Origin of the sequence: Pseudomonas frederiksbergensis (assembly GCF_003732665.1) — a bacterium.
Classification (GTDB): domain Bacteria; phylum Pseudomonadota; class Gammaproteobacteria; order Pseudomonadales; family Pseudomonadaceae; genus Aquipseudomonas; species Aquipseudomonas frederiksbergensis_G.
The window spans coordinates 362,435-384,029 of sequence record NZ_MOBP01000005.1; the positions used below are offsets into that span (position 1 = coordinate 362,435).

At 60.8% G+C, this 21,595-nt stretch carries 20 protein-coding genes; 15 read left to right on the plus strand and 5 right to left on the minus strand.

All coding sequences use genetic code 11. From position 1 onward, the window contains the following. Positions 1 to 245: 245 nt before the first annotated feature. The 6 genes from murJ (at position 246) to ispH (ending at position 7,830) form a co-directional block, all read left to right on the plus strand. Positions 246 to 1,784 carry a murein biosynthesis integral membrane protein MurJ gene (murJ, locus tag BK665_RS09470; protein ID WP_123404870.1) on the plus strand — a complete coding sequence of 513 codons (1,539 nt, stop codon included), beginning with the start codon at positions 246 to 248 and terminating at the stop codon, positions 1,782 to 1,784. A gap of 129 nt (positions 1,785 to 1,913) precedes the next feature. Next, the gene (ribF, locus tag BK665_RS09475) at positions 1,914 to 2,864 is read left to right on the plus strand and encodes a bifunctional riboflavin kinase/FAD synthetase (RefSeq protein WP_185076480.1); all 951 of its coding nucleotides are present in this window, start codon (positions 1,914 to 1,916) and stop codon (positions 2,862 to 2,864) included. Continuing rightward, entirely contained in the window at positions 2,865 to 5,696 is a 2,832-nt protein-coding gene (gene ileS / locus BK665_RS09480; RefSeq protein WP_123404874.1) for an isoleucine--tRNA ligase, read from the plus strand. It abuts the gene before it with no gap. Then, on the plus strand, positions 5,689 to 6,201 hold the full coding sequence (gene lspA / locus BK665_RS09485) for a signal peptidase II (RefSeq protein ID WP_123404876.1): 513 nt from the start codon (positions 5,689 to 5,691) through the stop codon (positions 6,199 to 6,201). The genes ileS and lspA overlap by 8 nt, the downstream gene beginning before the upstream one ends. Before the next feature lie 7 nt (positions 6,202 to 6,208). Beyond that, positions 6,209 to 6,646: an FKBP-type peptidyl-prolyl cis-trans isomerase gene (gene fkpB / locus BK665_RS09490; RefSeq protein WP_185076490.1), complete on the plus strand. Its 438-nt coding sequence runs from the start codon at positions 6,209 to 6,211 to the stop codon at positions 6,644 to 6,646. A gap of 236 nt (positions 6,647 to 6,882) precedes the next feature. Then, entirely contained in the window at positions 6,883 to 7,830 is a 948-nt protein-coding gene (gene ispH, locus BK665_RS09495; RefSeq protein ID WP_123404880.1) for a 4-hydroxy-3-methylbut-2-enyl diphosphate reductase, read from the plus strand. On the opposite strand, the gene BK665_RS09500 is transcribed toward ispH, so the two are convergent. Beyond that, on the minus strand, positions 7,799 to 8,356 hold the full coding sequence (locus BK665_RS09500; protein ID WP_123404882.1) for a GspH/FimT family pseudopilin: 558 nt from the start codon (positions 8,354 to 8,356) through the stop codon (positions 7,799 to 7,801). The genes ispH and BK665_RS09500 overlap by 32 nt on opposite strands. Positions 8,357 to 8,486: 130 nt before the next feature. Between BK665_RS09500 and BK665_RS09505 the strand changes: the two genes are divergently transcribed. Genes BK665_RS09505 through thiO form a run of 7 tightly spaced genes read left to right on the plus strand, consistent with a single transcriptional unit; the run spans position 8,487 to position 15,279 of the window. Next, positions 8,487 to 8,960 carry a GspH/FimT family pseudopilin gene (locus tag BK665_RS09505; protein ID WP_123404884.1) on the plus strand — a complete coding sequence of 158 codons (474 nt, stop codon included), beginning with the start codon at positions 8,487 to 8,489 and terminating at the stop codon, positions 8,958 to 8,960. After that, positions 8,957 to 9,406 (plus strand): type IV pilus modification protein PilV, encoded by a 450-nt coding sequence (gene pilV / locus BK665_RS09510; protein WP_123404886.1) that lies wholly within the window; start codon positions 8,957 to 8,959, stop codon positions 9,404 to 9,406. Before BK665_RS09505 ends, pilV begins: the two co-directional genes overlap by 4 nt. Then, positions 9,403 to 10,116 carry a prepilin-type N-terminal cleavage/methylation domain-containing protein gene (locus tag BK665_RS09515; protein WP_123404888.1) on the plus strand — a complete coding sequence of 238 codons (714 nt, stop codon included), beginning with the start codon at positions 9,403 to 9,405 and terminating at the stop codon, positions 10,114 to 10,116. Before pilV ends, BK665_RS09515 begins: the two co-directional genes overlap by 4 nt. Positions 10,117 to 10,128: 12 nt before the next feature. Further along, entirely contained in the window at positions 10,129 to 10,611 is a 483-nt protein-coding gene (locus tag BK665_RS09520) for a pilus assembly PilX family protein (RefSeq protein WP_123404890.1), read from the plus strand. Next, the gene (locus BK665_RS09525) at positions 10,598 to 13,705 is read left to right on the plus strand and encodes a pilus assembly protein (protein WP_123404892.1); all 3,108 of its coding nucleotides are present in this window, start codon (positions 10,598 to 10,600) and stop codon (positions 13,703 to 13,705) included. The genes BK665_RS09520 and BK665_RS09525 overlap by 14 nt, the downstream gene beginning before the upstream one ends. A 15-nt stretch (positions 13,706 to 13,720) precedes the next feature. After that, on the plus strand, positions 13,721 to 14,122 hold the full coding sequence (locus BK665_RS09530; RefSeq protein WP_123404894.1) for a type IV pilin protein: 402 nt from the start codon (positions 13,721 to 13,723) through the stop codon (positions 14,120 to 14,122). A 56-nt stretch (positions 14,123 to 14,178) separates the two neighbouring features. Beyond that, positions 14,179 to 15,279, plus strand: a complete 1,101-nt coding sequence (gene thiO / locus BK665_RS09535) for a glycine oxidase ThiO (protein WP_123404896.1) — start codon at positions 14,179 to 14,181, stop codon at positions 15,277 to 15,279. A 113-nt stretch (positions 15,280 to 15,392) separates the two neighbouring features. Here thiO and BK665_RS09540 read toward each other — a convergent pair whose 3' ends face one another. From BK665_RS09540 to BK665_RS09555, 4 genes are all read right to left on the minus strand, one after another. Continuing rightward, a complete protein-coding gene (locus BK665_RS09540) occupies positions 15,393 to 16,733 on the minus strand; it encodes a sigma-54-dependent transcriptional regulator (protein WP_123404898.1) in 1,341 nt (446 codons plus the stop codon). 2 nt (positions 16,734 to 16,735) lie between these two features. Then, entirely contained in the window at positions 16,736 to 18,325 is a 1,590-nt protein-coding gene (locus tag BK665_RS09545) for a sensor histidine kinase (RefSeq protein WP_123404900.1), read from the minus strand. After that, on the minus strand, positions 18,315 to 18,548 hold the full coding sequence (locus tag BK665_RS09550; protein ID WP_123404902.1) for a PP0621 family protein: 234 nt from the start codon (positions 18,546 to 18,548) through the stop codon (positions 18,315 to 18,317). The genes BK665_RS09545 and BK665_RS09550 overlap by 11 nt, the downstream gene beginning before the upstream one ends. 125 nt (positions 18,549 to 18,673) lie before the next feature. Beyond that, positions 18,674 to 19,696 (minus strand): outer membrane protein assembly factor BamD, encoded by a 1,023-nt coding sequence (locus BK665_RS09555; protein WP_123404904.1) that lies wholly within the window; start codon positions 19,694 to 19,696, stop codon positions 18,674 to 18,676. 151 nt (positions 19,697 to 19,847) lie between these two features. Here BK665_RS09555 and rluD point away from each other — a divergent pair, with 151 nt between their 5' ends. Then, positions 19,848 to 20,810 (plus strand): 23S rRNA pseudouridine(1911/1915/1917) synthase RluD, encoded by a 963-nt coding sequence (gene rluD / locus BK665_RS09560; protein WP_007942311.1) that lies wholly within the window; start codon positions 19,848 to 19,850, stop codon positions 20,808 to 20,810. Next, positions 20,807 to 21,532, plus strand: a complete 726-nt coding sequence (gene pgeF, locus BK665_RS09565) for a peptidoglycan editing factor PgeF (RefSeq protein WP_123404906.1) — start codon at positions 20,807 to 20,809, stop codon at positions 21,530 to 21,532. The genes rluD and pgeF overlap by 4 nt, the downstream gene beginning before the upstream one ends. The last annotated feature ends 63 nt before the right edge of the window (positions 21,533 to 21,595 follow it).

Consider the following 21,595-nt stretch of genomic DNA (forward strand, 5'->3'; position numbering starts at 1 on the left):
CTCCTCGAAAGACTTTTTAGGAAATAGCAAACAAAATAGGCCGCGAATCATGCCGATGAGTTGATGTCTTGTCAAGGGCGGTTGAGACGTTCCGCTAAGTGGTAGGTATAAAGAGGCGGGATATTTATTTCCGGCGCTTGACCTGTAAACTCGCGAGCTTTGGCTCTGTGCTGCTGCGGCGCGGAGTATCGCATAAGTAGGCGCTTTGTTCGCCTGCTGTTTATCGACAGGCACAAACTCTTTCAATGAATCTGCTCAAATCGTTGGCCGCCGTCAGCTCTATCACGATGCTTTCCCGCATTTTGGGGTTCGTTCGTGACACGCTTATCGCACGTACATTTGGTGCGGGGATGGCGACCGACGCCTTCTTTATCGCCTTTAAACTGCCCAACCTGCTGCGGCGAATCTTCGCCGAAGGGGCATTTTCCCAGGCCTTCGTGCCGATTCTTGCCGAATATAAAAGCCAGAAGGGCGAGGAGGCGACGCGAACGTTCATTGCCTACGTCTCGGGCCTGCTGACCCTGGTGCTGGCATTGGTCACGGCGTTGGGGATGATCGCCGCGCCCTGGGTGATCTGGGCCACCGCGCCGGGCTTCACCGATACCCCGGAGAAATTCGAGCTGACGTCCAGCCTGTTGCGGGTGACGTTCCCTTATATATTGCTGATCTCCCTTTCTTCGTTGGCCGGGGCGATCCTCAATACCTATAACCGCTTCTCGGTGCCGGCCTTCGTGCCGACGCTGCTCAACGTCAGCATGATCATCTTTTCGTTGTTCCTGACACCGTATTTCAATCCGCCGGTCATGGCGTTGGGCTGGGCCGTGCTGGTTGGCGGGTTGGCGCAATTGCTTTATCAACTGCCGCACCTGAAGAAGATCGGCATGCTGGTGCTGCCGCGCCTGAACCTGCGAGACACCGGGGTCTGGCGCGTGATGAAACAGATGCTGCCGGCGATCCTCGGGGTTTCGGTGAGCCAGATTTCCCTGATCATCAACACCATTTTCGCGTCGTTTCTGGTGGCTGGCTCCGTGTCCTGGATGTATTACGCCGACCGCTTGATGGAGTTGCCGTCCGGTGTGCTGGGCGTTGCGCTGGGCACGATTTTGCTGCCAACCCTGGCCAAGACCTATGCCAGTAAGGATCGCCAGGAATATTCGCGCATCCTCGATTGGGGCCTGCGCCTGTGCTTCGTGCTGGTGTTGCCGTGCTCGCTCGCGTTGGGGATTCTGGCCGAGCCGCTGACGGTTTCGCTGTTCCAGTACGGCGCATTCAGCGCGTTTGACGCGTCCATGACCCAGCGGGCGCTGATCGCTTATTCAGTCGGTTTGCTAGGGATTATCGTGATCAAAGTGCTGGCGCCGGGCTTTTATGCGCAACAAAACATCCGCACACCGGTGAAAATCGCGATTTTCACCCTCATTGTTACCCAGCTGTTCAACCTGGTGCTGATCGGTCCGCTGGCCCACGCCGGCCTGGCGCTGGCCATCAGCATTGGTGCCTGCATTAACGCCAGTTTGCTGTTCTACCAACTGCGCAAACAGCAGATGTACCAGCCGCAACCGGGCTGGGCGAAGTTCGGGCTCAAACTGGTGATTGCCGTGATGGTGATGTCAGCGGTGTTGCTGGCGGGGATGCATTTCATGCCGGCCTGGGATCAGGGGCATATGCTTGAGCGATTCCTGCGTCTGGGCGCCTTGGTGGTGGCCGGTGTCGTCGCTTATTTCGGTATGTTGCTGTTGATGGGCTTCCGTTTGCGCGACTTCAATCGCAAGGCGTTGAGCTGAGGCGTTTGCCTCGATAAACACGGGCGGGCCGGCAGTTTTGTCGGCTCGATCACTTTGGGTTACGGTGTTGCCTGTCGTCGGCCGCCGGGTGTGGTTATAATCGACCACTTTATGAGCAAGAAGCGCGTTATGCAGCTGGTTCGAGGCCTCCACAATCTGCGCCCCCAGCATCGGGGCTGTGTCGCCACTATTGGCAACTTTGACGGTGTTCACCGTGGTCACCAGGCCATCCTGGCGCGACTGCGTGAGCGTGCGCTCGAGTTGGGCGTGCCCAGCTGCGTGGTGATTTTCGAGCCACAGCCGCGGGAATTCTTTGCCCCCGACACGGCGCCGGCCCGTCTGGCCCGGTTGCGGGACAAACTGCAGCTGCTGGCCGAAGAGGGCGTCGACCGGGTGCTGTGCCTGGCGTTCAACCACCGCCTGAGCAAGCTCAGCGCCAGTGAATTCGTCGATACGATTTTGGTTGACGGCCTGGGCGTACAGCACCTGGAGGTCGGTGACGACTTCCGTTTCGGTTGCGACCGGGTAGGGGATTTCGATTTCCTGCAACAGGCCGGCGTCCTGCAAGGCTTTACCGTCGAAGCGGCGCAAACCGTCGAACTGGACGGTATTCGCGTCAGCAGCACCCAAGTGCGAAATGCCCTGGCCGCTGCCGACTTCGCCTTGGCCGAACGCCTGCTCGGGCGTCCGTTCCAGATTACCGGGCGGGTGCTGCATGGCCAGAAGCTGGCACGCCAGCTCGGAACGCCGACCGCCAACATCCAGCTCAAGCGTCGTCGCGTGCCGTTGTCCGGGGTTTTTCTGGTCAACGTCGACATCGACGGCAAGACCTGGCCCGGCGTCGCCAATATCGGCGTACGGCCCACGGTCCAAGGGGATGGCAAAGCCCACCTCGAAGTCCATCTTTTAGATTTTGCCGGCGATCTGTATGACCGGCGTTTGACGGTGGTTTTCCACCACAAGCTGCGTGAAGAGCAGCGTTTCGCCTCTCTGGAGGCGCTTAAGACGGCGATCAATGCGGATGTCGCCGCCGCCCGTGCCCTGTCGCACCTAGCGCCAATCGCTAATGAAGAGCCTTAAATGACCGACTATAAAGCCACGCTAAACCTTCCGGACACCGCCTTCCCAATGAAGGCCGGCCTGCCACAGCGCGAACCGCAGATTCTGCAGCGCTGGGACAGTATTGGCCTGTACGGTAAGTTGCGCGAGATTGGCAAGGATCGTCCGAAGTTCGTTCTGCACGACGGGCCTCCGTACGCCAACGGCACGATTCACATCGGTCACGCACTGAACAAGATTCTCAAGGACATGATCATCCGCTCGAAGACCCTGTCGGGCTTCGATGCGCCTTATGTTCCGGGCTGGGACTGCCACGGTCTGCCGATCGAGCACAAAGTCGAAGTGACCCATGGCAAGAACCTGGGCGCGGATAAAACCCGCGAACTGTGCCGCGCCTACGCCACCGAGCAGATCGAAGGCCAGAAATCCGAATTCATCCGTCTGGGCGTGTTGGGCGACTTCGCCAACCCGTACAAGACCATGGACTTCAAGAACGAGGCCGGTGAAATCCGTGCCTTGGCCGAAATCGTCAAGGGCGGTTTCGTGTTCAAGGGCCTCAAGCCTGTGAACTGGTGCTTTGACTGCGGTTCGGCCCTGGCTGAAGCGGAAGTCGAGTACGAGAACAAAAAATCCTCGACCATCGACGTAGCCTTCCCGATTGCCGACGAAGCCAAGCTGGCTGCCGCTTTCGGCCTGGCGTCCCTGGCCAAACCTGCGTCGATCGTGATCTGGACCACCACCCCGTGGACCATCCCGGCCAACCAGGCGCTGAACGTTCACCCGGAATTCAACTACGCCCTGGTCGATGTCGGCGACAAACTGCTGGTATTGGCTGAAGAGCTGGTCGAGTCGTGCCTGGCCCGTTACAACCTGGAAGGTTCGGTCATCGCGACCACCACCGGTAAAGAGCTGGAGCTGATCAACTTCCGTCACCCGTTCTACGATCGCCTGTCGCCGGTTTACCTGGCCGAGTACGTCGAGCTGGGCGCTGGCACCGGTGTGGTTCACTCCGCCCCGGCCTACGGCGTGGACGACTTCGTGACCTGCAAAGCCTATGGCATGGTCAACGACGACATCCTCAACCCGGTGCAGAGCAACGGCGTTTACGTGCCGTCGCTGGAATTCTTCGGCGGCCAGTTCATCTGGAAGGCCAACCCGGCCATCGTCGAAAAACTGACCGAAGTCGGTGCGCTGCTGCACACCACGATCATCGAACACAGCTACATGCACTGCTGGCGTCACAAGACCCCGCTGATCTATCGCGCCACCGCGCAGTGGTTCATCGGCATGGACAAAGAGCCGACGTCGGGTGAAACCCTGCGCAAGCGCGCAATCAAAGCCATCGAAGAAACCAAGTTCGTCCCGGCCTGGGGCCAGGCGCGCCTGCACTCGATGATCGCCAACCGTCCGGACTGGTGCATCTCCCGTCAGCGTAACTGGGGCGTGCCGATCCCGTTCTTCCTGAACAAGGAAAGCGGCGAGCTGCACCCACGCACCACCGAACTGATGGAAGAAGTGGCCAAACGCGTCGAAGTCGAAGGCATCGAAGCCTGGTTCAAGATGGACGCCGCCGAACTGCTCGGTGACGAAGCGCCGCTGTACGACAAGATCAGCGACACCCTCGACGTCTGGTTCGATTCGGGCACCACGCACTGGCACGTCCTGCGCGGTTCGCATCCGATGGGTCACGAGACCGGTCCGCGTGCAGACCTGTACCTGGAAGGTTCGGACCAACACCGTGGATGGTTCCACTCGTCGTTGCTGACCGGTTGCGCCATCGACAACCACGCGCCGTATCGCGAACTGCTGACTCACGGTTTTACCGTCGACGAGTCCGGTCGCAAGATGTCCAAATCGTTGGGCAACGTGATCGCGCCGCAAAAGGTCAACGACACCCTGGGCGCCGACATCATGCGCCTGTGGGTCGCTTCCACCGACTACTCGGGTGAAATGGCGGTTTCCGAGCAGATCCTGCAGCGCAGTGCGGACGCTTACCGGCGTATCCGTAACACCGCGCGCTTCCTGCTCTCGAACCTGACCGGTTTCAATCCGGCCACCGACATCCTGCCGGCCGAAGAAATGCTCGCCCTGGACCGTTGGGCCGTGGACCGCACCCTGCTGCTGCAACGCGAGCTGCAAGAGCACTACGGCGAATACCGCTTCTGGAACGTCTACTCCAAGATCCACAACTTCTGCGTGCAGGAGCTGGGCGGTTTCTACCTCGACATCATCAAGGATCGTCAGTACACCACTGGCGCCAACAGCAAGGCCCGTCGTTCGGCGCAAACCGCGCTGTACCACATCTCCGAAGCGCTGGTGCGCTGGATCGCGCCGATCCTGGCGTTCACCGCCGACGAACTGTGGGAATACCTGCCGGGCGAGCGCAACGAATCGGTGATGCTCAACACCTGGTACGAAGGCCTGACCGAATTGCCGGAAAACGTCGAACTGGGCCGCGCTTACTGGGAGCGGATCATGGCGGTGAAGGTCGCGGTCAACAAGGAAATGGAAATCCAGCGTGCGGCGAAGGCCGTCGGTGGCAACCTGCAAGCCGAAGTGACGCTGTTCGCCGAAGAGGCGCTGAGCGCCGACCTGGCCAAGCTGAGCAACGAATTGCGCTTTGTCCTGATCACTTCGACCGCCAGCGTTGCACCATTCGTGCAGGCTCCGGCTGACGCAGTCGTTACTGAAGTCAGCGGCCTGAAGCTGAAGATCGTCAAGTCGGCCTTCCCTAAGTGCGCCCGTTGCTGGCACTGCCGTGAAGACGTCGGCGTGAACCCGGAGCATCCGGAAATCTGCGGTCGTTGCGTCGACAACATCAGCGGCGCGGGCGAGGTTCGTCACTATGCCTAACGCGGCTGGCCGTTTCGGACGGCTGGGCTGGCTTTGGTTGAGCCTGCTGGTCCTGGTCATTGACCAGGCCAGCAAGTTCTACTTCGAAGGCAAGCTCGAGATGTACCAGCAAATCGTGGTGATCCCCGATTTGTTCAGCTGGACCCTGGCCTACAACACCGGCGCGGCGTTCAGCTTCCTGGCCGACAGCTCCGGCTGGCAGCGCTGGTTGTTTGCGCTGATCGCGGTGGTGGTCAGTGCGGTGCTGGTGGTCTGGCTCAAGCGCCTGGGCCGCAACGAAACCTGGCTGGCCATCGCTTTGGCGCTGGTGCTGGGTGGCGCGCTGGGCAATCTGTATGACCGCATTGCCCTGGGCCATGTGATCGACTTCATCCTGGTGCACTGGCAGAACCGCTGGTACTTCCCGGCGTTCAACTTTGCCGACAGCGCGATCAGCGTTGGTGCGGTGATGCTGGCACTGGATATGTTCAAAAGTAAGAAGACCGGAGAAACCGTTCATGACTGAACAGGTATTGGCTGAGCAACGCATCCGCCAGAACACGGAAGTCACTTTGCACTTTGCATTGCGCCTGGAGAACGGCGACACCGTCGACAGCACCTTCGACAAAGCCCCGGCGACCTTCAAGGTCGGTGACGGCAACCTGTTGCCAGGTTTCGAAGCGGCACTGTTCGGCTTCAAGGCGGGCGACAAACGCACCCTGACCATTGCGCCGGAAAACGCTTTTGGCCAGCCCAACCCGCAAAACGTACAGATCATCCCGCGTTCGCAGTTCAAGGACATGGACCTGTCGCCGGGTTTGCTGGTGATCTTCAACGATGCGGCCAATACTGAGTTGCCTGGTATCGTGAAGGAATTCGATGACGACCAGGTCACCATCGACTTCAACCATCCGCTGGCGGGCAAGATATTGACCTTTGACGTCGAGATCATCGACGTCAAATCGCTGTAACTGACCCAATACGGTCAAAATGTGGGAGCGGGCTTGTGTGGCGAGGGGCTTGCCCCCGTTGGGGTGCGAAGCGCCCCTAAAACCAGCCGCCGCAATCTTGAATGAGCTTGCGATGACTGATTTACGATTGCTGCGCAATCGAACGGGGGCAAGCCCCCTCGCCACAACAAGCCCGCTCCCACAGTGAGTTTTTCACCGTTTTCGCTATTTCTTGCGCGCAAGACACGAGGCACAGCATGCAAATCAAACTCGCCAACCCCCGTGGCTTCTGCGCCGGCGTGGACCGGGCGATCGAAATCGTCAACCGCGCCCTGGAAGTCTTCGGGCCGCCGATCTATGTGCGCCACGAAGTGGTCCACAACAAATTCGTCGTCGAAGACCTGCGCTCCCGCGGTGCGATCTTCGTTGAAGAACTGGATCAGGTGCCGGACGACGTCATCGTGATCTTCAGTGCCCACGGCGTTTCCCAGGCCGTACGCACCGAAGCGGCCGGCCGTGGCTTGAAAGTCTTCGATGCTACCTGCCCGCTGGTGACCAAAGTGCACATCGAAGTCGCACGCTACAGCCGTGACGGTCGTGAATGCATCCTGATCGGCCACGCCGGTCACCCGGAAGTCGAAGGCACCATGGGCCAGTACGATGGCACCAATGGCGGCGCGATTTACCTGGTCGAAGATGAAAAAGACGTCGCCACGCTGCAAGTGCACAACCCCGACAAACTGGCGTTCGTGACCCAGACCACCTTGTCCATGGACGACACCAGCCGCGTGATCGACGCCCTGCGTACGCGCTTCCCGGCCATTGGTGGTCCACGCAAGGACGACATCTGCTACGCCACGCAAAACCGTCAGGACGCGGTCAAGCAACTGGCCGACGAATGCGACGTGGTGCTGGTGGTCGGCAGCCCGAACAGCTCCAACTCCAATCGTCTGCGGGAACTGGCCGAGCGCATGGCCACCCCGGCCTATCTGATCGACGGCGCCGAAGACCTGCAAAAGAGCTGGTTCGATGGTGTCGAGCGCATTGGCATCACCGCAGGCGCTTCCGCACCTGAAGTACTGGTGCGTGGCGTGATCCAGCAGTTGCAGGCCTGGGGCGCTACCGGTGCCGATGAATTGTCCGGTCGCGAGGAGAACATCACGTTCTCCATGCCTAAAGAGTTGCGCGTGCGCTCTTTGCTCTGAGCCTTTTCTCCTCTGCACACAGCGCCTGTTCGGTTTTTCTGCTGTCCAGGCGCACGCGGCCCGTCGCGGCCAGCACTATCCGCTGGTGACTGACGGGCTCGCGGGCCGCGCAGAAGTGCAATGTCCCCGCTTGAAAGGCCTTGCCCGGCATCAACGGTTGGCCCAGATGGCTGAAGCGCACATAACGCCGGACATGCCAGTTGCCGACAATCGGCACCCGGGCGCCACTCCCGTGCTCCATCAGCAGCGGATTGCTGCTGTCCTCGGCTCCTCTGCCACTGAGATCCAGAATAATCCGCCAACCCTGGCTCCAATCGCCGTTGATGCCGTGGATCACCACGTTCTGGTTGTGGGTGAGGGCCGCCGTCCTGGCGTTGCGAATGCCATTGATCAGCGACTGCGCAGCCTCTTCACGATGGTTCGATTCCACCAGCGCTCCAAACGCCGGACTGACCAACAGTAGAACAATCCCGGCAATTGCCAGTCCCATAAGCAGTTCGATCAGGCTGAAGCCTCGTTGATGCATGCATTTCCCTCCGTGGAGCGGTGCGGTTCGCGCAATCCGTGCGCGAGTAATGGCAAAACAACCGTACATCTGCCGGTCGAATGTTCTAGCGTGTAGAAGCAGGTATAGCCGACGGCAACGGAGGGCACCGATGGATCATCGTACAAAAGGTTTCACGCTGGTCGAGGTGCTGGTCACCCTCGCGGTTTTCCTGATCCTGATCACCCTGGCCGTACCGATGTTTACCCGTTCGGTGCAAGGCACCCGGGCCGATACCGAGGTCGGCGACCTGCAACGGGCGCTCAATTACGCACGGCTGGAGGCCATCGACCGTGGCGTGACCACGCGGCTGCGGCCGACCGCTGGCGGCAGCGTCTGGACCGGTGAATTGACGGTCTACGACAGCACGGGTACGCCGGCCAATATATTACGGGTTGTTCCAGCGATGAGCAGCGGCGCCACTCTGACGCTAACCTCTGGAGTGACCGCCATCGATTTCAACAATCTGGGCGGTTTGTCGGCACCGTCCACGGCGGTGGTGATCAGTTATGTACTGGGGGCGCAAAGCAGGACGCTGAACGTGTGCTTGAACGGACGGATTCTATTGGGTGGAAGTTGCGGATGAGGGAACGGAGCAAGCGAGCACAGGAGGGCATGACGCTGATCGAGGTCTTGGTCGCGTTGTTGATTCTGACCGTGGGGTTGCTGGGGGCGGCGGCGATTCAGCTCAATGCGCTGAAGTACACCGACAGCTCGCGCATGACCAGCCAGGCGAGTTTTATCGCCTACGACATGATGGACCGCATCCGCGCCAACTCCGGCGCCGATTACACCGTTACGCCTCCGACTTCGGCCAACCTGAGCGTCGCCCGGGACCAGGACCTCTACGACTTCACCACCAACATCGTCAATTTTGGCGGGGCGACGGCTACTGGCACCGTGGCGCTCAATCAGCGGGTGTACACCATCACCATCACTTGGGACGACTCACGCGCCGCCAACGTCGCCAACTCACGCCGCAGTTTTGTCCTGACCAGCCGCGCCGCGGTCGATCCGGTGTCGACGCCATGAAGCATTCCAGCCGAGGTTTCGGCCTGATCGAAGTGATGATCGCCCTGGTACTGAGCCTGATCGTGGTGCTGGGCGTGGCGCAGATTTTCATCTCGGCCAAGAACACCTACGTCAGCCAGAACACCGCCGCCGGCATGCAGGAAGATGCGCGGTTTGTGTTGAGCAAGATGATTCAGGAAATCCGCATGGTCGGCATGTTCGGTTGCCTGGCGACCGTCACGGATGCCAGCTCGACCGGTGATTTCAATGCCAGCCAACTGGCGCCGATCAGTTGGGACAACGCCAATCTCAAGCTCACTTTGGTTACGGCCGATGTGGGCAGCGGCGGTGGTACACCGACCTGGACCGTGCTCTCCGACTGCCGGAACAGTGCGACGGCCTACACCGGCGTGCGCGCGGCGGCCTCCGGGCAAATGGCTTTCCCGATCCGGCGTCTGATCTACAGCTTCAGTAACAATCAATTGTTGATGGGCGTCGGCAGCGGCACCCCGACCCAAGCGGTGCTGGTCAATAACGTCAGTGCCTTCAACGTGTCCTTCGGCATGGCCACGAGCACCACGGATGTGGCCGCTTCCAGCTACAGCACCAACCCGAGCAATCCCGCATTGATACGCAGTGTGCGCCTGACCCTGACGCTGACCGATCCGAACAATCGCGTGCGCAATCAAACCTTCAACGTGGTTGCCGCTTTGCGCAACCGGCTTCAGTAGGAGGCGCGCCGGATGAGAACCCCGTCAAACATGCAAACCCGCCAACAGGGCATGGCCTTGCTGATCAGCCTGGTGTTTTTGTTGCTCCTGACCCTGATCGGAATCTCCTCGATGCAGAACGCGACACTCCAGGAAAAAATGGCCGGCAGCGTGACCCTGCGCAATCAGTCCTTCCAACTCGCCGAGGCGACCTTGCGCATGGGGGAGAGCGCGGTGCAGTTGGCGACTTATACGCTGGCGGTCTGCGGCACCACGGCGCAATGTGCGCCGCCGGCGGAATCGGCCACGGTGACCGCCCCTGGGCTCAACTCCACGTCCGGGGTCACCTGGATTGCCGCTGGCGGCGGTTTTTATGGGGTGCAGAACATCGGCACCACGCTGACCGCCGTCAATGTGCCGAGCAACACCTCGGCGACGCTGTATCGGGTCACGGCGGTGGGCATCGTTGGCAATAACATTCGCAGTGTGGTGGAGAGCATCTATGCCAAGTATTGATGCTCAAGGGGGCTGGCGCCGACGATGGGCGCAGATGCTTTTCGGCGCGTTGCTGAGCCTGTACCTGATGGCGCCGGCCTATGCCTTCACACCATCGGACTCACCGCTGTTGAGCGCCGCCGCAGTGCCGCCAAATGTGATGCTGCTGATCGACGACTCGGGCAGCATGAACACCATCATCTTCGCGGCGGGATTCGATCCGACGGTCAATCGCACGCCGGCCCGGCAATGTAATGCGTTCATCGGCCTGTGCCTGAGTTCTTCGGACATCGTCGGCAGTTCGATCTTCCTCTCCAGCCTGCCGACATCCGGTTGCTCCGGTGGCGCCTACGCCTTCTACAACAACAGCCTGACCCCGCAATGCATCAAGCTCCCGGATCCTGTCGGCAATGAAAATACCCGCTACACCGACGACTACCTCTCGTATCTGGTGGGCCTGGCCAACGGCAGTAACCGGGATTTCACCAATGGCTCGATTCCCAACGATTATCGAATCAACGTGGCGCGCAACGTCTCCAGCGCCTTGGTGACCAGCAACCGTGGTTTGCGCATCGGTCTGGCGACGTTCAATCCGCCTACCAGCAACAACTCCGGTAACGGCGGGTACATTGCGCGCTCCGTCAGCGACCTCGCGGTGGTCACGGGCAGCGTCACTCAGGCTCAGGCGGATACCAACTACAACGCCCTGATCAATGCGATCAACGGCCTCGGCGCCGTGGCCAACACGCCGCTGGCGGAAACCTACTACGAAATCACCCGTTACTTTCGCGGCATGGCGCCGTACTACAACACCACGCCGACGACCTACACCAGCCCGATCCAGTACCGCTGCCAGAAGAACTATGGCGTGGTCGTCACGGACGGCCTGCCGACCTACGACCGGACCTTCCCGACCAACGACCCGCTGGGTGGCTCTCGCTTGCCCAATTGGGACGGGATCAACAACGACGGTGACAATCCCGCTGGCGATGATGAAGGCGATACCCTCTATCTGGACGACATCGCCAAGTTTGCCTTCGACATTGACATGCGTTCGACCGGCACCGACCTTGCGGGCAAAAGCTGGACCGCCGCGGATTTCCCCAAGCAGTACATGAACACTTACACCGTGGGCTTCACTGCGGCCAACCCGATGTTGTCGGATGCAGCGGCCTACGGTCAGGGCCTGTATTACCAGGCGAACGATGCCGCCGGGCTTAACGCAGCCTTGTCTTCAGCCCTGGGCAACATCACGTCCAAGGCCGGTTCGGGTGGTAGCGGGGTCACCAGCAGCAGCACGCTGTCCAGCGGTTCGAGTTACTTCCAGACCACGTACGATCCGAAGGACTGGCGCGGCACGATCAAGGCTTATGGCTTTACGTCCAGCGGCGCGGTCAACACCGCGGCGGTGCTATGGACCACCGACACCGCCATCGTGCCCGGTGCCACCGCACCGACCTACCAATCCTGGAACACCCTGACCAACGCCGCGATCACCCTGGCCTACGGCAACTTTTCCCCGGCCCAGCAAACCTCGCTGAGCCAGAGCCTGCCCACCGGGATCGTCGGCAACGACCTGGTGGAATGGAGCAAGGGCACCAACAAGACCGGGTTGAAAGTGCGCTCAGTGTTGCTGGGAGACATCATCAACTCGCCCCTCGCATTGGCCTCGCCCACGGACCAGACCGCTTCGGACCTGGTGGGTGACTCGACCTACACCACCTACCTGGCGACCAAAGCTGCCAACATGAGCACCAGCCTGGTGGTCAACGCCAACGATGGTTTCCTCAATGTGATCAACGCCGCCAACGGCACCCGACGTTATGCCTACATGCCGTCCAGCGTGCTGCCGTCCTTGCGCTATATCGCTGATCCCACTTACATCAATGGCGTGAGCCACAAGTTTCTGGTGGATGGACAGGTCGGCGTGTTCGATACCCAATCGGGCACGGCCTGGAAAACCCTGGCGCTTGGCGGGACCGGGGCAGGCGGCAAGACGTTCTTTGCGGTGCAGTTGTTCGACGCCTCGGCGGGCAATATCTTCAAGGCATTATGGGAAATCAGCGCGCCGGCCACGGCGAACACGGCGAACGTTTTCAATGACCTGGGTTATGCCTACGCCCGTCCGGAAGTGGCACGCTTGGCCGATGGGCGTTGGGCGGCGTTCATTTCCAACGGCTACGGGAGCAATTCGGGGGTGGCAGCGTTGTATGTGGTGGATGTGCGCGACGGCTCGCTGATCAAGAAAATCGTTATCGACAGCACGGAAACCACCAACGGCCTGTCTTCGGTGAAGCTCAGGGTCAACTCGCAGAACGTGGTGCAGGCCGCTTATGGTGGCGACCTCAAGGGGCGGCTGTGGAAGTTCGACCTCAGTGGTGCCACGACGGATACCTGGGGTGTCGCGTTTTCCGGCAAGCCATTGTTCACCGCGCCGGGCGGCGCCACTCAACCAATTACCGCGCAACCCTTGCTGGCGGACAACTCCCTGGGCGGCAAGCAGGTGTTTTTCGGCACCGGCAAGTTCAACGAGACGGCCGACAAGACCAACAAGGATCTTCAGGCGTTCTACTCCGTGTGGGATGCCGATGGCGGAGCCGGCCAATTGACCGTGGCGAGTTTGCAGGCCCAGTCGGTCACCGGGGTAACCGCCGGCACGGGTGGCGGGCAATTCATCACCACCAGCCAGAACGAAACGACTTATCCGGCGGAGAAGGGCTGGTATCTGCCGCTGGTGTACAACAACGTGTTGACCGGCGAACGGGTGATCAATCAGGCCAGCCTGACGAGCGGGCGGATCGTGTTCACCACGGCCAGCGTCGACACTACCGACCCGTGCGCCAGTTTCGGCACCGGCAAGCTGGTCGAACTCGATGCATTCAGCGGTAAGATGCTCAACTACGCGGTACTCGACACCAATGGCGACGGGGTGGTCGACAGCACGGATTCGATTTCCAGCGGGGTGATTTTTACCGGGGGGATTCCGACCCTGAACGCGATCGTCAACAATGCGTCCCGCAAGATCGTGAACGACTCCAGCGGTGGCATTACCTCCCTGGTGGAAAAACCCGGCGGTGGCGGCAGCCGTCGCATCATGTGGCGACAAATACAGTAAGTGAGAGTTGAGGCAATGCGCAGATCCAACCGAGGTTTTACCCTGATCGAAATCATGATCGTGATTGCGATCATCGGCATCGTCATCACCATTGGCTACCCGAGCCTCACCGAATACCTGAAAAAGGGCCGCCGCAGTGAGGTCGCCGGGCTGCTGTCCGAACAGGCGCAGATCCTTGAGCGGTTCTATTCCCGGAACAATGTCTACACCGGCGCCACCGGCCTGAGCGCGGGTAACGACTTCTACACCCTCACCCCGACCATTACCGACCAGACCTTCCTGCTGACCGCCGTGCGCAAGACCGGGTCGACCATGGCCACCGACAAGTGCGGGGATTTCACCATCACCAACACCGGCGTCCGGAGCATGGTCAACGCCACGGCCGGGCTGGCCACCAAGGATTGCTGGGGCCGCTGAGTTACTTTTGCGGGCGCCTTTTGCGCCCTCTGTCTATTGAACGGTTGGATCAGAACATGACCAGGCAACAGCAAGTGGTGATTGTCGGCGGCGGCGTGATTGGCCTGCTGACGGCGTTCAATCTCGCGTCCGAAGTGCAGAGCGTGGTGCTGCTGGATCGCTCGAACGTCGGCCAGGAATCGTCCTGGGCCGGTGGCGGCATTGTTTCGCCGCTCTACCCGTGGCGCTACAGCCCGGCGGTCACGGCGCTGGCGCACTGGTCCCAGGATTTTTATCCACAGCTCGGCGAGCGGTTGTTTGCCGCCACCGGTGTCGACCCCGAAGTGCACACCACCGGCCTGTACTGGCTGGACCTGGACGATGAAGCCGAAGCGCTGGCCTGGGCCAAACGGGAAAACCGCCCGCTGCGGGCTGTGGATATCTCGGCAGCCCATGACGCGGTGCCGGTGCTTGGCGGCGGTTTCTCCCGGGCGATCTACATGGCCGACGTCGCCAATGTGCGCAATCCGCGGTTGGTGAAGTCCTTGAAAGCAGCATTGCTGGCGCTGCCGAACGTGACGATCCATGAACAGTGCGAAGTCAGCGGCTTTATTCGGGACGGCGATGCAGTGGTCGGGGTGCAGACCTCTACTGGCGCAATTCATGGCGATCAGGTGGTGCTGACGGCGGGTGCCTGGAGCGGTGACTTACTTAAAAGCCTGGGTCTGGAGTTGCCGGTCGAACCGGTCAAAGGTCAGATGATTCTCTACAAATGTGCGGCGGACTTCTTGCCGAGCATGGTGTTGGCCAAGGGCCGTTACGCGATTCCGCGCCGTGACGGACACATTCTGATTGGCAGTACGCTGGAGCATGAAGGGTTTGATAAGACCCCGACCGAATCGGCGCTCGAAAGTCTCAAGGCCTCTGCGGTGGAATTGATTCCGGCGCTGGCGCAGGCCGAAGTGGTGGGGCACTGGGCCGGGTTGCGGCCGGGGTCGCCGGAGGGGATTCCCTACATTGGCCGGGTGCCTGGGGTTGAAGGGCTGTGGCTCAACTGCGGGCATTACCGCAATGGGCTGGTGCTGGCGCCGGCGTCGTGTCAGTTGTTTGTGGATGTGATGCTGGGGCGGGCGCCGATTATTGATCCGGTGCCGTATGCGCCGGTGGGGCGGATTTAACCTTCAGATATTTGTCGTTTGTTTGATCGCTTTCGCGAGCAAGCCCGCTCCCACATTGGATCTGTGGCGTACACAAGCCCCCTGTGGGAGCGGGCTCGCTCGCGAAGAGGCCCTCAATCCAAACCGAGTTTCTTGAGCCTGTAGCGCATCGACCGAAACGACAAATTCAACCGCTGCGCCGCCGCCGTTCGGTTCCAGCGGGTTTCCTCCAACGCCTGGAGGATGAGTTTGCGCTCAACGTTTTCCAGGTAGTGTTCCAGATTGTCGATCCGCGTCAGGTCCGCCACGCCGGCCTCGGCAGTGCAGTTGCCTTCGGCCAGGCGCAAGTCGCTGGCTTCGATTTGCCGGTTCTCGCACAGGGTGTGGGCGCGTTCGAGCATGTTCTCCAGCTCCCGCACATTCCCCGGGAATCGATAGCTTTTCAGCGCTTCCAGGGCTAACGGGTGCAGTTTCGCGGGCGGATGCCCGGTGCCTGCCGCCAGACGCTTGAGCACATGGCTGGCCAGTGTCTCGATATCGTCCCGGCGTTCACGCAAGGGCGGAACCCGCAGCTCGATCACATTGAGCCGATAGTACAAATCCTGGCGAAAACGCTCGGCGCTGACTTCGGCGTCGAGGTCTTTATGGGTGGCGCAGAGAATGCGCACATCAACCACGGTTTCCTGCTGCCCGCCGACGCTGCGCACAGCTTTCTCCTGAATCGCCCGCAGTAACTTGACCTGCATCGCCAAGGGCAGATCAGCCACTTCGTCGAGGAACAGGGTGCCGCCGTGGGCGGCCTGGAACAGGCCAGGGTTGTCTTCGATGGCGCCGCTGAAGCTGCCTTTGCGATGGCCAAAGAATTCGCTTTCCATCAACTCCGTCGGGATCGCCCCGCAGTTCACCGGGACGAAGGGGCGGTTGGCGCGGGGACCTTGTTCATGAATAAGGCGGGCGACCAGTTCCTTGCCGCTGCCGGATTCGCCGCTGATGTACACCGGTGCCTGGCTGCGGGCCAGTTTGTCGATTTGTTTGCGCAGGTTGCGCATGGGCAGTGAATCGCCGAGCAAGCGGCGGTCGATGGAGGTACTGGCGCCACCGGGCGCAGGCAGGCGCAGGGCGCTGGTGACCAGCTCCCGCAATCGGGGGAGGTCCACCGGTTTGGTCAGGAAGTCGAAGGCCCCGGCCTTGAGGGCGTTGATTGCCGTTTCCAGGCTGCCATAGGCAGTAATCATCGCCACCGGCACCTGGGGATAACGTTGCTGGATGTGTTGCACCAGTTCCAGGCCGGTGCCATCGGGCAGGCGCATGTCGGTCAGGCACAGATCGAAGGTTTCCCGGCCCAGCAGGGCCTGGGCTTCGCCGAGGTTGCGGGCACTGAAGGTATCGAGTTTCATCCGTCCCAGGGTGATTTCCAGGAGTTCGCGGATATCCGGTTCGTCGTCGACGATCAGGACTTTTTGCCGTGGGCTCATGTTCAACTTTGTTTCCGTCCGTGTGCAAAGGTGATGCGAAAGCAGCCGCCGCCTTGGCGTGGTTTGAAGTCTAGGCGGGCCTGGTTGCTTTCGCACAGCTCACGGGACAGATAAAGCCCCAGGCCTGTGCCTTGGGTGCTGGTGGTGAAGAAGGGTTCGAACAGATGCACCTGCTGGTCCGGGGCTACGCCGGGGCCGTTATCCCGCACTTCGAGGATCGGCAACTGGCTATCGGCGTCGACAAACAGCTCAATCCAGACTTCGGCCATTTCATGGTTCAAGCCGCTGTGGTGCCAGGCATTGCGCAACAAATTGTCGAGAATCTGCGTCAGTTGGTTCGGGTCCATCAGCGTGGTGAAGTCGCCAGAACCAATGCGCAAGTGAATCTGCTGGCGTGCGCTGGCCGCCTCGCGGGTTTCGGCGACGTACTGCTCAAGCCACGGCTTGAGATCAAGCCGTTGCGGCGCGGTTTGCTGGCGGCGGGATAGTTGCAGGACGTTTTCGATAACCCGATTCATTCGCTGAGAGTGGTCTTGGATAATCTGGGTCAGACGCCGATCCGCGCCGTTCAGTTCCTCGGACTCTTGCAGCAACTGCGCCGCATGACTGACGGCGCCAAGCGGGTTGCGGATCTCATGGGCGATACCGGCCGTCAGACGACCGAGGGCCGCGAGTTTCAGTTGCTGGGCCTGTTGGGCGATCTGGGCCAGGTCTTCGAGAAAGACCAGGGTCTGATGATGGGGGCTCTGATCCAGGGCGATGAAGCTCGGTTGCAGCTCCAGGCCGGAGTGGGCGATTTTCAGGCTTTGGGGGCGCAGGGTCGGGTTGTTGAACCACAGTTGCAGGCGTTCGACCAGAATCGGCGAGTAATCATCGATCAACTGACCTTCGAGACGCTCCTGGCCCAGCAGGGACAGGGCGCTGTGGTTGGCCAGTTGCACCCGGCGCTGGTCGTCGAGCACCAGGATGCCGGTGCGCATGCGTTGCAGGATCAGCGCGTTGAGCGCTTCCAGGCCAACCACTTCGCTGGCCCGTTGCTCGGCGAGGTGTTCGCTGACTTCCAGGCGTCGGATCAAGCCTTGCACCAGCAACGCGGCGGCAAAGCACAGTGCGCCAAGGGTGCCGGCTTGCAGATAGTCGCTGGGGCTGGTGGGGTGGCTGAAGCTCAGCAGGAAGCTCAAGCCGACGATGCCAAGGGCCGCGACCGCCGCAATCAAGAGGCCGATACGCCCGCGCAGCAAAGTGTTGCCGATCGCCACCGACACAATCAGTAAATTGCCAATGGCACTGGCCACACCTCCGGCGGCGTAGAACAGGCCGGATAACAGCAATACGTCGACCAGGGTCAGGCTGAACAGCTGCGCCGGGCGTCGGGTGTTCTCCAGGAACACCACCAGCAGAATGTTCAGCACCAGGTACAACCAACTGCCACTGCGCAGCAGGTCGTTGTTGGCGAACGTCAGCAACTGGTTGTCCATGTTGCTGGAAATCAGCAGCACCAGGGTGATGCCGACGCTTAAACGGTACAGATGATAGAGGCGCAGCAGTCGCTGGGCCTGTTTGCTGCCGGGGCTGGAAGCCTCAGCGATCACTGGAGCCCGGGCCTTGCTCAAGGTGAGCCTGGCTGCAATACCACTGTTGTTGAAGGCTCAGCGCACGGTCGCGGGGCAGGTGCACGCCGCAGTGGGCGCAGCGAACCATGGGAGCGGCTTCCAGCTCGGCATTGGGCCGGGAGACGGAAGCCGACCCTTTGAACTTGCGCCAAAACCATACCGCAGCGGCAATCAGGGCGATCCAGAACAGTAAACGAAGCATGGCGGGCTGCTTTATGAATGATGATCAGGCAGTTTAGCCAAGGACATGTCAGGCGCACAGCGTAATAAATCACGGGAATAAAAAAGGGAGACCCGCGGGTCTCCCTTTTGGCACAGCCTTGGGTGTCAGTCGAACACGCCAAAGGTCATGTAACTGAACCACGAACGGTCGCTGTTGTTGCCTTCCGCTTCGTGTTGCTCTTCTTCGATCACGTCGCCGTTGCTGTCTCTAGGCTTGAGCTCGCTTGGAATCGCGTCTTTGGCATCCTGGAATTGCTTCTGCACGTCCTGGTTGGCGCGGGTTTCGCCCGGCGGCAGCGGCGGACGGGATTCGATCAGGCCCAGGGTAGCCTTGCTCAGCCACGAACGGTTGTCCGCTTCGTCGACCGATGGCTTGAACTGACCGTCCACCAGGCTTGGGTGGTTCGGGTAGTTAAGCTTCAGGGTTTCGAGGCTGGTGTTGGCCAGTTCGTCCAGGTGCAGGCGCTGGTAGGATTCGACCATCACCGCCAGGCCGTCACCGACCGAAGGGGTTTCCTGGAAGTTTTCCACCACATAACGACCACGGTTCGCGGCGGCGACATAGGCCTGACGGGTCAGGTAGTAGTCGGCAACGTGAATCTCGTAGGAGGCCAGCAGGTTGCGCAGGTAAATCATGCGCTGCTTGGCATCCGGCGAGTAGCGGCTGTTCGGGTAGCGGCTGGTGAGCTGGGCGAACTCGTTGTACGAGTCGCGGGCAGCACCCGGGTCACGCTTGGTCATGTCCAGCGGCAGGAAGCGCGCCAGCAGGCCGACGTCCTGGTCGAAGGAGGTCAGGCCTTTGAGGTAATACGCGTAATCCACGTTGGGATGCTGCGGGTGCAAACGAATGAAACGCTCGGCGGCAGACTTGGCAGCCTCCGGCTCGGCGTTCTTGTAGTTGGCGTAGATGAGCTCGAGTTGAGCCTGATCAGCGTAGCGCCCGAACGGATAACGCGACTCCAGCGCCTTCAGCTTGGCTGTGGCGGCGGTGTAGCTATTGTTGTCCAGATCGTGCTGAGCCTGCTGGTACAGCTCGACTTCGCTCAGGTTTTCGTCTACGACTTCCTTCGATGAGCAAGCAGCGGTCAATGCGAGGATGGCGATCAGCAGCAGGTGTTTCACTTGCATGGCGGCTTGCGTCCCTATGACGGCCGCTGTCTTGGGCGGGGCCGTCCTGTTATGATGAGCGCCCCGTTGAATAGCCTCGGGGCAAAAGACGCCGTATTTAACCACAAGCGCGCAGCCGAAACCAAAGGCTGTGCCGACGCCTAGTCTGAGCATGTCCGATAAAATTGAACTTCGCGCAGAGGTGCCGTCCGAATTGGGCGGCCAACGCCTCGATCAAGTCGCCGCACAATTATTCGCTGAGCACTCGCGCTCGCGCCTTTCCGCCTGGATCAAAGACGGCCGCCTGACTGTGGATGGGGCGGTTATCCGCCCGCGAGACATTGTTCATGGTGGTGCCATTCTTGAACTCACTGCCGAGCAGGAAGCTCAGGGCGAATGGATCGCTCAGGACATTGAGCTGGACATCGTCTACGAAGATGACGACATCCTGGTCATCAACAAGCCTGCGGGCCTGGTGGTGCATCCGGCTGCCGGTCACGCTGACGGCACCTTGCTCAACGCCTTGCTGCACCACGTGCCGGACATTATCAATGTGCCCCGCGCCGGTATCGTGCATCGCCTGGACAAGGACACCACCGGTCTGATGGTGGTGGCCAAGACCATTCAAGCGCAGACGCAGTTGGTAACACAGTTGCAGAGCCGCAGCGTCAGCCGGATCTACGAGTGCATCGTGATCGGCGTGGTGACTGCTGGCGGCAAAATCAATGCGCCAATCGGTCGTCACGGCCAGCAACGCCAGCGCATGGCGGTGATGGAAGGTGGCAAGCAGGCCGTCTCCCACTACCGCGTGCTCGAGCGTTTCCGCTCCCACACTCACGTGCGGGTGAAGCTTGAAACCGGTCGTACGCACCAGATTCGTGTGCACATGGCCCACATCAACTACCCGTTGGTCGGAGACCCTGCCTACGGCGGTCGTTTCCGCATCCCGCCGGCAGCCAGTGTGACCATGGTCGAATCGTTGAAGGCGTTCCCGCGCCAGGCCCTGCATGCGCGGTTCCTGGAGCTGGACCATCCGACCACCGGTAAACGCATGAGCTGGGAATCACCACTGCCGGACGATTTCGTCTGGTTGCTGACCCTGCTCAAGCAAGACCGTGAGGCGTTCATCGGATGAGTGACTGGCTGATTCCCGACTGGCCTGCGCCTGCCGGGGTGAAAGCCTGCGTTACCACCCGTGCGGGCGGCGTCAGTCTGGCGCCGTTCGACAGCCTCAACCTCGGCGATCATGTCGACGACAGCCCTGAAGCTGTGGCCGAAAATCGCCGTCGCCTTACCGATCATTTCTCTATTCAACCGGCCTGGCTGCAACAGGTTCACGGCGTTGTCGTGGCCGAAGCAGATCCGGGCCGGGTAGCCACTGCCGACGCCAGTTGGACGGCAACCCCCGGGATCGCCTGCGCGGCGATGACCGCGGACTGCCTGCCCGTGTTGTTTTGCGACCGTGCGGGCACTCGGGTTGCTGCGGCCCATGCCGGTTGGCGCGGGTTGGCGGCGGGGGTGCTGGAAGCGACCCTCGACAGCCTTGCCGTATCACCCGCCGACGTGCTGGTCTGGCTCGGTCCGGCCATTGGCCCGCAAGCCTTTGAAGTCGGCCCGGAAGTGCGCGAAACCTTCGTCCAGCAACTGCCCGAGGCGGCCAAAGCCTTTGTGCCGAGCCACAATGCTGGCAAGTTCATGGCCGACATCTATGAGCTGGCGCGTTTACGCCTGGCGGCACGCGGTGTTACCGCTGTTTATGGTGGCGGTTTCTGTACCGTAACCGATTCACGCTTCTTTTCTTACCGCCGCAGTCCGCGCACCGGTCGGTTTGCCTCCCTGGTTTGGCTCGAGCGCTAGACTTCCCTGATCTACATCAACTGTACGACGCTTGAAACTCCCAGAATCGACCGCATCTAGTGA

Excerpts from the sequence above, each read along its gene's own strand:
- murJ (WP_123404870.1), top strand. The coding sequence starts at position 246 with ATGAATCTGCTCAAATCGTTGGCCGCCGTCAGCTCTATCACGATGCTT.
- ribF (WP_185076480.1), top strand. The coding sequence starts at position 1,914 with ATGCAGCTGGTTCGAGGCCTCCACAATCTGCGCCCCCAGCATCGGGGC.
- ileS (WP_123404874.1), top strand. The coding sequence starts at position 2,865 with ATGACCGACTATAAAGCCACGCTAAACCTTCCGGACACCGCCTTCCCA.
- lspA (WP_123404876.1), top strand. The coding sequence starts at position 5,689 with ATGCCTAACGCGGCTGGCCGTTTCGGACGGCTGGGCTGGCTTTGGTTG.
- ispH (WP_123404880.1), top strand. The coding sequence starts at position 6,883 with ATGCAAATCAAACTCGCCAACCCCCGTGGCTTCTGCGCCGGCGTGGAC.
- BK665_RS09500 (WP_123404882.1), bottom strand. The coding sequence starts at position 8,356 with ATGCATCAACGAGGCTTCAGCCTGATCGAACTGCTTATGGGACTGGCA.
- BK665_RS09505 (WP_123404884.1), top strand. The coding sequence starts at position 8,487 with ATGGATCATCGTACAAAAGGTTTCACGCTGGTCGAGGTGCTGGTCACC.
- pilV (WP_123404886.1), top strand. The coding sequence starts at position 8,957 with ATGAGGGAACGGAGCAAGCGAGCACAGGAGGGCATGACGCTGATCGAG.
- BK665_RS09515 (WP_123404888.1), top strand. The coding sequence starts at position 9,403 with ATGAAGCATTCCAGCCGAGGTTTCGGCCTGATCGAAGTGATGATCGCC.
- BK665_RS09520 (WP_123404890.1), top strand. The coding sequence starts at position 10,129 with ATGAGAACCCCGTCAAACATGCAAACCCGCCAACAGGGCATGGCCTTG.
- BK665_RS09525 (WP_123404892.1), top strand. The coding sequence starts at position 10,598 with ATGCCAAGTATTGATGCTCAAGGGGGCTGGCGCCGACGATGGGCGCAG.
- BK665_RS09530 (WP_123404894.1), top strand. The coding sequence starts at position 13,721 with ATGCGCAGATCCAACCGAGGTTTTACCCTGATCGAAATCATGATCGTG.
- thiO (WP_123404896.1), top strand. The coding sequence starts at position 14,179 with ATGACCAGGCAACAGCAAGTGGTGATTGTCGGCGGCGGCGTGATTGGC.
- BK665_RS09540 (WP_123404898.1), bottom strand. The coding sequence starts at position 16,733 with ATGAGCCCACGGCAAAAAGTCCTGATCGTCGACGACGAACCGGATATC.
- BK665_RS09550 (WP_123404902.1), bottom strand. The coding sequence starts at position 18,548 with ATGCTTCGTTTACTGTTCTGGATCGCCCTGATTGCCGCTGCGGTATGG.
- BK665_RS09555 (WP_123404904.1), bottom strand. The coding sequence starts at position 19,696 with ATGCAAGTGAAACACCTGCTGCTGATCGCCATCCTCGCATTGACCGCT.
- rluD (WP_007942311.1), top strand. The coding sequence starts at position 19,848 with ATGTCCGATAAAATTGAACTTCGCGCAGAGGTGCCGTCCGAATTGGGC.
- pgeF (WP_123404906.1), top strand. The coding sequence starts at position 20,807 with ATGAGTGACTGGCTGATTCCCGACTGGCCTGCGCCTGCCGGGGTGAAA.